13 protein-coding genes are annotated in these 12,395 nt (G+C 51.4%); 4 read left to right on the top strand and 9 right to left on the bottom strand.

Annotated features, from left to right (window positions below):
- Positions 1-373: 373 nt before the first annotated feature.
- The 4 genes from DW083_RS23680 to DW083_RS18835 all read left to right on the top strand — a co-directional run bounded on the left by DW083_RS23680 (position 374) and on the right by DW083_RS18835 (position 4,324).
- A complete protein-coding gene (locus DW083_RS23680; RefSeq protein WP_158582141.1) occupies positions 374-673 on the top strand; it encodes a hypothetical protein in 300 nt (99 codons plus the stop codon).
- 23 nt (positions 674-696) lie between these two features.
- Positions 697-1,266, top strand: a complete 570-nt coding sequence (locus DW083_RS18845) for a hypothetical protein (protein ID WP_147382165.1) — start codon at positions 697-699, stop codon at positions 1,264-1,266.
- A 78-nt stretch (positions 1,267-1,344) separates the two neighbouring features.
- A complete protein-coding gene (locus tag DW083_RS23675; RefSeq protein WP_122333467.1) occupies positions 1,345-1,530 on the top strand; it encodes a transposase in 186 nt (61 codons plus the stop codon).
- A gap of 820 nt (positions 1,531-2,350) precedes the next feature.
- The gene (locus DW083_RS18835) at positions 2,351-4,324 is read left to right on the top strand and encodes a hypothetical protein (RefSeq protein ID WP_147382164.1); all 1,974 of its coding nucleotides are present in this window, start codon (positions 2,351-2,353) and stop codon (positions 4,322-4,324) included.
- On the opposite strand, the gene DW083_RS18830 is transcribed toward DW083_RS18835, so the two are convergent.
- The 9 genes from DW083_RS18830 to DW083_RS18790 all read right to left on the bottom strand — a co-directional run bounded on the left by DW083_RS18830 (position 4,313) and on the right by DW083_RS18790 (position 12,199).
- A complete protein-coding gene (locus DW083_RS18830; RefSeq protein ID WP_122333465.1) occupies positions 4,313-4,717 on the bottom strand; it encodes a DUF86 domain-containing protein in 405 nt (134 codons plus the stop codon). The genes DW083_RS18835 and DW083_RS18830 overlap by 12 nt on opposite strands.
- Positions 4,701-4,994 carry a nucleotidyltransferase family protein gene (locus DW083_RS18825; RefSeq protein WP_122333464.1) on the bottom strand — a complete coding sequence of 98 codons (294 nt, stop codon included), beginning with the start codon at positions 4,992-4,994 and terminating at the stop codon, positions 4,701-4,703. The genes DW083_RS18830 and DW083_RS18825 overlap by 17 nt, the downstream gene beginning before the upstream one ends.
- A 51-nt stretch (positions 4,995-5,045) precedes the next feature.
- On the bottom strand, positions 5,046-6,137 hold the full coding sequence (gene gldN / locus DW083_RS18820; protein WP_122333463.1) for a gliding motility protein GldN: 1,092 nt from the start codon (positions 6,135-6,137) through the stop codon (positions 5,046-5,048).
- Between the two features lie 46 nt (positions 6,138-6,183).
- A complete protein-coding gene (gene gldM / locus DW083_RS18815) occupies positions 6,184-7,752 on the bottom strand; it encodes a gliding motility protein GldM (RefSeq protein ID WP_115499281.1) in 1,569 nt (522 codons plus the stop codon).
- A gap of 6 nt (positions 7,753-7,758) precedes the next feature.
- Positions 7,759-8,838, bottom strand: a complete 1,080-nt coding sequence (gene gldL / locus DW083_RS18810; protein ID WP_233552289.1) for a gliding motility protein GldL — start codon at positions 8,836-8,838, stop codon at positions 7,759-7,761.
- 17 nt (positions 8,839-8,855) lie between these two features.
- The gene (locus tag DW083_RS18805; RefSeq protein ID WP_122333461.1) at positions 8,856-10,283 is read right to left on the bottom strand and encodes an SUMF1/EgtB/PvdO family nonheme iron enzyme; all 1,428 of its coding nucleotides are present in this window, start codon (positions 10,281-10,283) and stop codon (positions 8,856-8,858) included.
- Between the two features lie 3 nt (positions 10,284-10,286).
- A complete protein-coding gene (locus DW083_RS18800; RefSeq protein WP_122333460.1) occupies positions 10,287-11,231 on the bottom strand; it encodes a type IX secretion system membrane protein PorP/SprF in 945 nt (314 codons plus the stop codon).
- 111 nt (positions 11,232-11,342) lie between these two features.
- Positions 11,343-11,564: a DUF2795 domain-containing protein gene (locus tag DW083_RS18795; RefSeq protein ID WP_005633363.1), complete on the bottom strand. Its 222-nt coding sequence runs from the start codon at positions 11,562-11,564 to the stop codon at positions 11,343-11,345.
- A gap of 71 nt (positions 11,565-11,635) precedes the next feature.
- A complete protein-coding gene (locus DW083_RS18790; protein WP_122333459.1) occupies positions 11,636-12,199 on the bottom strand; it encodes a cob(I)yrinic acid a,c-diamide adenosyltransferase in 564 nt (187 codons plus the stop codon).
- Between the last annotated feature and the right edge of the window lie 196 nt (positions 12,200-12,395).

Raw genomic sequence — 12,395 nt, 5'->3', positions numbered from 1 at the left:
TTTTATTTATTGTTTGTGATTCCAATGTATAAAAAAAGCCTGGACTACAAATAGCCAAGCTTTACTTGTGTATAGTCAAGGCTTCTTTGGTCAATCCGTCACCCCCTCTGTTTATGATATCTCTTAAAACGGGCAACACCACAAAGGAAGCCTTTTATCTTTGATAAAACAAACTTATCTGACTTTGATTTTTATGCTTCGCAACATGAAATGGGGGGGGCTGTCCGAAAACCCAATAATTCTACAAGTCAGCAGTAGCAGCCATAAAGATACCCCACTTTTATAGTATGGTTTCAATGCCAAGGACAACAATTTTACGCTTAACAAATTGGATGACCACATCAGGCGTTTGGACGAGCACATCAGCTTGTACATGGAGGAACTTGATGTGTTTGGCCGGGAAGAAGAGCGCAAGTTGTCTAAAGATGAACTTCAACATAAGCTTGAGGCATGCAAGGAACGTTATGAAGAATACCGCAACACCTTGGAGGAATCAGGCGAAAAGCAGATTTCCCTTACTGATCCTGATGCAAGACTCATGAAATCCAATGAGGGATTCTGTGTCGGCTACAATGTCCAGACGGCGGTTGATGCCGACAGTCACATGATTGCCGGCTTTCAGATTACCAACAATCCTATCCTACAAACCATGGCCAGATCACTAATGTTGTGACAGAGGTCAAAAATGACTATAATGTGGAAATACTCAAAACCACGGCAGACAAAGGGTATGAATGTCCCGAAGACCATGCCGAGGCGCTTGCATCAGGAATCGTCTCTAATGTAATACAGCGTGACGGTTCCTGTCGTGAAGTTGTGGAGTTTGAATATCTGGCAGCTGAAATTACAGACGAACAAAAATCAAGCAACAAACCGGAGGACCTGACGGCTTGCCTGCAAGCAGGCGTAATACCCGATGCCTATAAAGGCATTTTGACCGATGCGGAAAAAACAGAAGTCAGAAGAAGAATGACATCGACATCCGATTCCGACATACTCCAGATGAGTCCTGAAGAGATGCGGAAGGAAGCTCTTGAAGGCTTTTTTGTAAGGGACACCGAACGTAATCTGGTGTATTGTCCACAAGCGGAAATCCTTCGACAGAAATCTGTCAAGCGTAATGGGTATATCCGTTACTGCAATAAATTAGCATGTAAAAGATGCAAGAACAAGTGCACCACTTCCAAATTCAAGGAGGCTGGCTTTTATAAGGATATCCTTATAAAACCGGCTGATGGTCGTCGGAATCATGAACCTAAAGATTAAGAGTGTAACACCACACAACCAAGAACTACAGTCTTAAAGAAAGTGGTCCGCTATGTACTTCATCTTGATCAGAAGAAAATGGAAAATCGGAAATGCTTGTCCGAACACCCGTTTGGTACAATCAAACGAGCGTTAGGCCAGTACTATTTCCTTCTGAAAGGATTTGCCAAAGTTGGAGCCGAGATGAGTCTGTACTGTCTCTCCTACAACCTTCGACGTGCTATCAACCTCAAGGGGGTGCCTGCGCTAATAGCTTCACTCTGATAAAAACAGTAAGAGAAGATATTCCTTATAAATCATATACAGCGTGTACTATACAAGCTGCTTTTAAGCTTCATGTCAACCGGTAAAAAACAAGGAACTCCAAAATAAAATTAGAAAAACACAATGAAAGCCTTAGAAACAGCCTTTAGGGGGCTATTCAAAGCGAAATATCTAAGTTCTCGGACAGTCGGGGAGAGTTTTAGCTATTTAATCACAGCCCGTGACCTTACCACTTCATGCTCTATGAACTTACCACATCTGGCTCTGCTATGTTACCACATCGTCACCTGTTATGTATAGCCTCACCCCCGGTGAGAAACCGCCCCTACACATACGGGCACAAAAAAAGCGTGAGTTACTGTTTACGCTTATCTTGCCAATCAGGTCTTCGCATTACCTTTACTGAAGATAAGCAACAGCACTCACGCCATTATCCTATATATACGGCCGAGGGGGCCACCTATATACAAACAATGCACGTGAGCGTTTGTTGCTACCATCTCTCCAGTAAGAATCAAAGTTGCGAAGTTCGATTGGCAAGAGATGATATCTTAAAACGCTTTCCGAAATCAATATGAACCGAGGGCGGGCAGAGGGAAGCACCGGCGCTCCAGGCTTGCGGGTCTTCTGCTGCACTCGCACGGCAAATATAGGGAAAGGTTTCAGGTTTACCAACATTCAGGCAGGTAATTGTTTCACCCGACCGCTGCAAAAGTATGGTTTACTTTGCTTACCGCCATAAAAAGGCGTGGGACAAACCGTGGGACAAATGCATGAAATACCTATCTTTACCCCCGAAAACGACATAAAACGCGGTATCATGAAACACATACTCCTCTTTTTGCTCCTTACCCTCCCCTGCTGCGCCTTCGCACAAGACGAACTCACCGAGGCGGCCCGTACCGCCACGCGGCTGTATGAGACACGGCAATATGACTCGGCCATCGTCCTCTCGCGCCGCATGCTCCGCGAGCTACCCGAACATCCGGCGGGCAATCCGGACACGCTGAAGGAGGCCGTCTCCAACCTCTGCCTCGCCCTGCTGCGTTCGGGCAACGACAGTCGCCGGCCGGAGACGCTGACGGCTTTCTTCGACAGCCTGCGCACCTCCGGGCATCCGTTCCTCTCGCGCTATATGCATCCGCTCCTGCCTGCTGTCTCGGCGCTCAACCACAGCACCGCGAACGACGGCGAGGGAGCCCTCCGCCTGGCAGATGCCTTTGCCGCCACCCCGCCGGCCGACGACTTAGCGCAGGAGCTTTTCGCTGCCGACGCCATGGCGCGCGTCTACAACTATTGGAGCCGGACGCCGCAGGCCGCCATCGCAATGCAGGAACGCGCCGTCGAGGCGCTGCGCCGGGGCGGACGGACGAAGGATGCGCCATACGTGCTGAGTTTCCTCGGCTACTACTACCGCCGCAACGGGGAGTATGAAAAGGCGGCCCAACTCTTCATCGAAGCGATCGAGCGGGGACGGTGGACGAGCGGCAAGGGGGGACACGGCAAGCTTGCCGCCCGGCCGACACAAGGGACGGTCTATGCCTACGCCAACCTGGCAGCGCTCTACAGCTCGTTCAGTCTCAACGACAAGGCGCTCGAGACGACGGCCGACGCGTTGGAGTGTTCCTTAGCGGCGGACAGTTTCCTGTTGAGCGACCTTTGCCGCTTCCGTTCGTTAGCTTTCTCGGAATTGCACCGATGGGATTCGGCTTTCTTCTACAACACCAAGGCGGAGGAGGTAGCCCGACGGACAGGCGACCGGACACGGGTTTACATCTGCCGGCGTACGGCTATCGAGCTGCAACTCTCGGCTGCCGGCGAAGCCGACGGCGGGCCGTACACGGGCCTCGCCCCGGAGCTACTCCGGGAGGCAGCCGCGCTTTATGCCGACAGTACGGCGGCGCGCCTGGTGGACAAGGTGCCGGCGCGTTTCCTCTACGGACAGGTGTTGGCTGCCTCGGGCTCGGTGACTCATGGTATCCGGCTGATGGAGCAGGCGGTGGGCGAGTTGGCGCAGATGGACTGGCAGGAGCAGTATGCCGCCTCGTCGCGCGTCTTGCTCGACTGGTATGCACGGGAAGGACGGTTGCGCGAAATGGCGGCGTTATATCCTGCTGCTATGGCGGCGGCGGATTCGCTGAACCGGGAAGAGAAACTGAACGCCGCTATCGGTGCGAACGTGCGCTACGAGACGGGACGCAAGGAGCAGGAGAACCGCGCGTTGACGGCGGAGGTGGCGTTGAAAGGGCGTACGTTGACGTTAGCATGGGTGTCGACGGGGGCATTAGCGTTCCTGCTGTTGGCGGGCGGGCTCTATTTCCGGCAGCGGCAACGGCTGTTACGCCGGGTCAGCGAGGCGCGCTTAGCACAGATTACTTCTCTCTTGGACGGGGTGCATACGCGGGACGAGCAGTATGCCAAGCTCTCGCAAGTCTTGGGCGAACGGGAACAGGAACTCAAGGAGGCATCGCGCCGGCGGGATATCAGCGAGCTGCATGCGAAACTGTCGAAACCGCTCTCGGGCCCCAGCGAGGTGGCGAACTTCCGGCAGAGCTTCCAGTCGGTTTGCCCGGACTATTTGCCGGCCCTGCACAGCCGGTGTGCCGACCTGACCCGCATGGACGAACTGATCGCCATGCTCCTGTTCCTGAAACTGAACAACGATGAAATCGCCCTCACCTTAGGCATCTCCCGCTCCGGCGTCAACAAAGCCCGCAGCCGCATGCGCAAACGGTTAGGACTGGTCGAGACGGGGGTGGTGTTGGAGGAGTTTTTGCAGGGGTTAGCGGAATAAGCTATCATGCTTCCCAGCTTTAACATCTGAAATAATAGATTGCAAAGAGAGAGACAGAACAGGGAGTTCTATACTTACGACATCGAATATAAGCTCCGGGTCTATCGCCAGGTAATCATGTGAGATAATATTACGGAGTCCGAAAATATCACGCCAGAAGATTTCCTTGTAACATTTCAGGAGATTCCCTCCCGTGAAGGTATCAAGTTTCTTCATAGTCTCGCCTATGGTCTGAAGCCGCATACAGGTTGCATCAAACAAGTTCATGCCTTCGTTCGACAATAATAGTTCCTGTGCACCGGATACACCTTCCATACAGGTCATTGCTAAATTCGTCCTCATGCTGACGAACTCAAGCATATCGAGTGCCGTTGCCTTAGATAAAGATTGCATCTTGTTCGATATTATGCCGGAACAATGCGCGCATTGTGTCGTGCAAAGTGATTACGTCTACTTTCGTATGGAATAGCTGTTCGAGGTCTTCCTTAATATCCATTAAGGTATGATAACTCGTCTTACGCAGCTTCAGGCAAACATCAATGTCACTCCCTTCCCTTTGTTCCCCACGTGCAACAGAACCGAAAAGGCCGAGGGTGACAATGCCATACTTCTCGGCCGAACGGGCTTTGAAGTCACGTAGCATTTCTACTATTTCGGAGGTTGTTTTCATTGCTTTCTTCGTTATTATGTTACAAATATAAGCAAATATCCGTAATAACAACTACCGACGACGCCGTACACTCCGGACCGGGGCGCTCTTCTGTGCTTTGGGGGCTTTTACTTTGACTTCCTTCTGCTTGCTTTCTTTGACGGCTTCTGTTTTCTGGCCGCGGGCGGAGACGGTTGCGCTTTTGGTCTTTTTGCCTTTTGTGTCGGCGGCAAGCTGGGCGGTGTCAGGTTGCAGGTAGAGAGACTTCTCGAAGGTGACGAGCTGGTTCTCGATGCGTTCCTGTTCGCGTTTCAGCGAGTCGGGAGTCGGACAATAGGCTTGCAGAGGCTGGTTCATCAGGTTCTGCGTCTTGAAGATATCGCCCTGGAACATGCGACGGCGGAAGTAGTCGTCGAGCGTGAAGGTCATGGCGTTGTTGATGTTAGACGTCATGATATAGGCGGTGTTGATGTAGGGACGGAGATCTTCGTACGGAATCCAGAACATCGGCATCGTGTTCTGTCCCATATCGTCCACGATCGTCAGGATCGGGCAGATCGCCAGTGTCTTGACATCGAACACGGAGTTGTTCTGGTCGAAGTACCAGGCTTCCTTCACATAGTAGGAACGCACATCGCCGGAAGGGATGTCGCTTTCGTTCACGACAAAGCTGGCCGGTTCGTTATTGGCACCCGCCGTTTCTTCGTAGTAGATACGGCAGCGGTCGAGCATGACTTTCAGGTCGAGCTTGCGGTTGTCGCTGAAGTCCTCGTAGCCGTCCAGGTATTCATAGGCGGAGAGCTTACCCTCGCAGACCAGCTGGAAGATGATGGAGAACAGGTTCATCTGTCCGTTCATCGGCTGGGTGGGATAGTAAAGGGGCGCGTTCTGCTCCTTCGTCAAGTCGATCTGGCGGTAGATGACACGCATCCAACGGGCGTTGCCGACGTGCTGCGTCATCCGTTCGTTCATATCCTGTGCACGCACGGTCAACTCGGGCATGCCGCCTTCTTTATTCTCGTCGGCACGGGCGCCACGACTCGCTTCGGGACCGCGACGTCTCTGCTGTTGCTGTTGCGCGTTGCCGGCTTCCTCCTGCGCCTGCATGGGAAGGGAGGCGAACAGGGCGGCAACGAGGGTTGCTATGTAATAAAAACGTTTCATATCTTTATCTATTTGGGGGCGGGTTTGGAACCTGCCCCTACGTTCGTTAATTTACGATTACTTCAACGGTCGGAATGGTTCGTTCTTTGTTATCCGGACCTAACACTTTCACATGGGTGATGTAGAAGCGCTTGCCTCTTGCCAGGCGACGAATATAGTCTTTCTGGCGTTGTGAGAACTGGCTGCCTTGCGTGACTTCCGGGATGATGTTACCCATCGAGTCGTAGAAGGTCAGCTCGAAGCTCAACACCTTGAACGGCACGTTCAGCAGGTCGTCGTCGATAGCGGCCTGGATGCCGTCGGCTTCCAGCAGGCTTCGTTTGGAGAACTGGCCGCCGCGGAATTTGCGGACGTTGCCGTTCTGGTCCTTATACTCGATAAAAGGCATCGGGTCCGGCAGGGGACGAACGCGGAAAGTCGTCTTCGCCATCTCTACGCTGCGCCCGTCCGCCATCTTGGCATGGACAGAGACGATAGCGTCTGTTCCGACTGTTGCAGGACGCGCTTCCCAAAGGTCGCCTTTACGCGTCAATGTTCCGTTTGTCATCGTGGCCGTCACATTACTGCTCGGTACGCCCGGCACAGCAATACGGATCGGATTGACATATCCTGCATATAATACATTCATCAAGACCGGTGCAACCGTCGCACTCGGCTCGGTCACGAAATATTCGCTTTCAAACTCGCGGCGCATGACGCTTCCGTCGCTACCCGGCATTTCGATATATCCTTTCACCGGATAAGTACCCGGCGTACCGGCTACAGCCGTAAACATGCCGTTCGCATCGTAAGGCAGCTCCTTGCCGTTCACAAAGACGGAAGGACGCTTGGTCGAGTCGACGGCAGAGAGGACGATATTGGCTCTATACTGGCTGCCGCGCATCACGATCTGGCTTTCCGGAATCACCTGTGCAGTGATCTGGTTCACGCGATAGTCGCGCACATCGACACTGCTCAACAGGTTCGACAAGACTTCGCCTTCGGCATAGCGGATGTCGCTCTGCATCTTCGTCAACAAGGTGACGGCTGCCGCTACCGGCATATTCTCGAACAAGGCTTCCTCCCACGTACGGGTGTTGATTCCCGGCTTATGGGGCGCCGTCGTCGACAGGCTTGCTTCGATAATGCGGGTCTTGGCGGAGTCTTCCACCATCTCGCCCAACATCATGCGATAGGCCTCGATGCTTTTACGCAGGTTCTTCCCTTCACCCGAGACAGGCGAGAGCATCACGCGGGAAGCGGCTTCGAGGTCGTCCTTATGGTCGATGTTATTGACATTGGCATTCTTACCGTCGGCAATCTGCGCGATACGCACCTTCAGGTCCTGCACATAGTTGTACAGGCTATCGGAAGCTTCTTTCACCTTCATACCCTTTTCGTACCATTCGCGCACCTTTTCGGGGTTGCTCTGATAATAGTCTTTCAGCTCATTAGTGACAATATCGTTGCGGCTGGAAGTATTATCGATAGAGGTTCGCAAGCTGTCTTCCACCAGTTCGAAACCGTCGAGCACCTCCGACGACACGTTGAGTGCCATCATAGCGATGAACACCAGATACATCAGGTTGATCATCTTCTGACGGGGCGAATTGGGATTATTTGCTATTCCTGACATATTCGATTACTTCATTGGGTTGTTTGAATACGGAGCCTGCTGTTGGTATCCGTACGGCTGCTGATACGGCTGCTGGTAATTCTGCGGTTGCGGCTGTTGTTGCTGCGGCTGCTGTTGGTAAACAGGTTGCTGCGGCTGCGGTTGTGCAGGTTGTTGATAGCCCATATTGACTGTCATGGCCTGCAACAGGCGGCTGTAGACCTGGTTCAGTTCAGCCAGCTGGCGCGTCATCTTTTCCGTTTCGTTACGGAAGACAGAGCTGTCGACTACAGAGCCGTCGTACATTTCGCGGATACGGTTCAGGCCGCCGTTGATATGTTCGATCGATTCGATCTGCGAGCTGATGCTCTTCAGCTGTATTTCGTAGATTGTGTTCAGACCGGAGATATTGCGGTTCAGCATCTCCATCTGCTGCACATAGCCGCGTGAATTCTGGTTGATGCCGTCGGAGTTGTCCGTGATGCTCTTATAGGAATTAAGCAGCGTGTCGGACACGTTGGTCAGCGAGCTGGTCACCTGGCTGAAACGCTCCATGTGTTCGGACATGCCGGAGAGTTGTTCCAGATACTTCTGGGTGGCTTCCGTCAGTTCCGCCATTTTGGAGATCTGTTCGGCTGCGCCGCTCAGCTTCTTGATGCTGTCGGAGAGATTCTTGGTGTCTTCCTCGCTCACATCCAGGCCGAGGTTACCTAAGCCGGAAGCAGGCTTGCCGCCTATGCTGATGTTCAGACCGCTACCGGCCTCATCATCCGTTATATTATCCGCCGCATTCATCATGCCTGCGATCGTACTATTGGCAAAGTCCGGACGGTCCAGCGGGTTCTTAGACTTCAAGACGGGGAACACTTCTTCCCAGTGGTATTCCTTGTTCGGACGTTCGAATGCGGAGATAAAGAATACCAACGCTTCGACCGTCATGGCGATAAAAAGTATCTGGTTACCATACGGCAAGTGTAATAATTTGAACAGGGCGCCGATGATTACGATGGAAGCACCCCAGCTATAACAGAAGTTCAGCACTCGCTTACCCTTTTCGCTGGCGAGGTACATTTCGACTCTGTTCTTATATCTTCTATATTTTCCCATGATTGTATATTTCTTTGTTATTTCTTGCTTTTACCTCTCGAGAAACCGATCTGTGTACGGGCGCAACGGAAACCGATGTAAGAACGTGTTTCGTTCTGGTACTCGAAGGTGCGCATATCCGAACGGATGAACTGTGCCACGTCTTTCCAGGAACCGCCGCGAACGACTTTCTTCTTCATCGCGTACGGGTCTTCCTTAGCCGCGTTATAGCGCAGGTCGGGGTTCATATCGCTCATCTGGCTCGGGCCGGATTCGGAATAAGAGGTCGAAGTCCATTCCGCCACGTTACCCGCCATATCATACAGGCCGAATTCGTTCGGGGCGAAGGAACCGACACGTGAAGTGATCAGATGTCCGTCTTCCGTATAATTGCCTTTTCCGGGCTTGAAGTTACCGAGGAAACAGCCTTTGCTGTTCATCAAGTCGTCACCGGCCCAGGGATATTTGTTTTCGTTCTTGCCTGTACGGGCTGCATATTCCCACTCGCCTTCGGTCGGCAGGCGGAACGGTTCGATCGCCTGTCCGTTAGGGAAGTTCAAGGATTGCTTGAACAAGTCGGTGCGCCATACGCAGAAAGCGGTAGCCTGTTCCCAGGAAACACCCACTACAGGATAATCGTCGTAGCCGGGATGCGAGAAATACATGCGCATATAAGGTTCGTTGTAAGCATTGTTAAAGTCGTTCACCCAGCAGCTTTCATCCGGATAGACATTCACGATGCGGGTATGCAGGAAATCCCAAGGACCGCTCAACTGTCGGGTAATGGTTTCGTTCACGATCTCGCCTTCTTCCGTAATGTATGCCGTATCTTTGGAGATCATGATCACCTCGTTCGGGTCGACCTGTATATCGGTATTGCGCACACGGGCGGCGGGGTCCAGATTATGTTTACGCAGGGCGGCCGATGTGTAGTCGTACCACTCATATTTATAGACCATCTGCTTCGGGTCCAACGTCTTCTCGCCCGTCACCGGATTTACGGTGTAGACGCTCTCGATCGCCCGGATCTCGTCTTCATTGGCGCGCTTCCAGGGGATCGGACGGCTCCAGTCCAGATGCGGAGTAACCGGTTCGCCGTATTTGTCTTCGGTAATCTTAAACAGGTCGTTGCCGCCGTATGCAGGGTCGGCCAGGCGTTCGCGGATGATGGAGTCGCGCACCCAATACACAAACTGGCGGTATTTGGCATTCGTCACCTCCGTCTCATCCATCCAGAAAGCATCGAAAGAGACGCCTTTCGTTTCCGGGTTGATCCCCCACAGGGAATCCTTATCGGCGGGTCCCATTTCGAACGAGCCTCTTTTGATCAGAACCATCCCGTAAGGGGCCGGTTCGTTAAACGCAACCGATCGTACCCCTGTCACTTCACCCCCGCCGCCGGAGAGGGTTCTGCCACATGAGGTAAACAAGGCTACTGCCGCAAGTACTAACAATACTTTTTTCATATACTATAATATACGTACACTTTTGTGTCTATTCTTTCCTGACTTCGATTTCTTCAACTTTAATTTGTAGCTCACCACAACCTCGTGGCTTCCACTCGTCCCTTTAAAGATAGGTGTGGTTGGAAAATCATAAGCATATCCCACTTGAAAACTTCCGATCTTCGCCCCTAACAACAGGATCACCGACTCATTCACACGCCAGGAAAAACCTCCGTTAAACATCTTATTATATACCAGCCGGGCGGTAATATCCGCCTGAAAGCTCTGCATGTCCGTTTTCAGGAATACAGACGGCTGTAATTCATACAACGGGTTTCGAAACTGAATATTGTATCCGCCCGTGAAATTATATGTGCTGGTGAGATACATAGAAGAATAGTCGTCCAAAGCAATCTCCGTTTTGTTCAGGTGCGTGACGCCCAAGCCGGCATAAAACTTCTTATGCGTGTAATAAAGGCCGACATTCATATCGAACCCCATGCCGTTCACCTGTTTCTGCGGGATCGCTTCGTCCTGTTGCTGGTGGAACTGGCTGGTCGGATAAAAGACCTTTTCGCCGTCGAACGACTGGTTCACGAACCCGAACTGGATGCCGACGCTCAACGTCCCCCCGAACAACTTCTGCTTGTAGGCATACTGCAAGTTCAGATGCGTATTCTGGAACAGACCGATCCCTTCGGTAAAGATAACCACTCCCACCCCGTTATTGGTCTTACCTAACTTCAAAGGCATATCCGCATTGATAAAAAACGATTTTGGCGCTCCCTCTATCCCGATCCACTGAAGGCGTGAGAGAGCCAGCATGTTCAAATCTCCCGAAACACCTGCATACGCCGGGTTATAGTATCCCATCGCCATGAAATACTGGCTTAGCTGCGAGTCGTATTGCGCCCGCACCCCCGTGACACTGGTAACTAAAAGAATAATAAGCAGGAGATATTTCTTCATATATCATGAAACGGAACAAATCCAAATAAATTGTATATAAAGCAAACGAGGCGGCGGGATATAGCCCTGCCACCTCGTTATTATTTCATGCCTGTATGCGTTTATCGCACATTAATATTCTTCTTCGTTGAAGAAAAAGTCTTCTTTACTTGGATAGTCGGGCCAAATGTCTTCCATACATTCGTAAATTTCACCCTCATCTTCCATTTCCTGCAAATTTTCAATCACTTCCAGTGGAGCGCCTGAACGTTGTGCATAGTCAATCAATTCATCCTTGGTTGCAGGCCAGGGTGCGTCTTCCAATTTTGAAGCTAACTCTAATGTCCAATACATAGCTGTCAAGTATTAATAACCACCTCGGTGGTTAGGTTCTCAAATTTTCCGCAAAAATAAAACAATATTCTTTAGATGCAAGTATAATCCCAAATAATTTCTTTGCCATTATTCCGCAGACATTCCTTGCGCGCCAGAACAAACAGATAATCAGACAGTCTGTTCATAAAAACGAGAACAGGTTCTTCAACAGGTATCGTCTCCGCCAAGCGGTAAATCTGGCGTTCGGCACGCCGGCAGACCGTACGGCAGACATGCGCCAGTGATGCCGAGCGGCTTCCTCCGGGCAAAACGAAGTTGCGCATCTTAGGCAGTTCGTTGTCGAGGCGGTCTATCTCCTTCTCGATGCGGGTGATCGTTTCCGGTGTCACCCGGCTTTCCACCTTCAGCTCGGTGTTCTCCTGGTCGGTTGCCAGATAGGAGCCGATTGTAAACAGTTTGTGCTGGACGAACAGCAAGAAATCCTGGTCGGCCTGTTCTTCCAAAGAAGTGATCAACAAACCGATGAACGAATTCAGTTCGTCGACCGTACCGTAACTCTCAATACGCTGGTGTGCCTTCGATACGCGCTGTCCACCCACCAGGGAAGTGGTCCCCTTATCACCGGTACCGGTGTATATTATGCTCTTTTTCATATGACAATAACTTGGTTCTTTATTATATAGCGTACATCCTCGCCGGATGTTGCAAAAAAGGAGTACAATATTCGCCAGAATCTATGAGCTGTGCAAGGATTCGGATTATTTATTTCGATGGGAAAGGCGATTTAGGAATAAAAAGCCTTGTATTAATAAAAAAAGAAATATACAATAACCCCCTGTTTCAGCCGTT

Source organism: Parabacteroides sp. AF48-14, from assembly GCF_003477465.1.
Classification (GTDB): domain Bacteria; phylum Bacteroidota; class Bacteroidia; order Bacteroidales; family Tannerellaceae; genus Parabacteroides; species Parabacteroides acidifaciens.
Note: the sequence above shows the minus strand (reverse complement) of the source record. Positions and strands in the feature narration are given on the sequence as shown.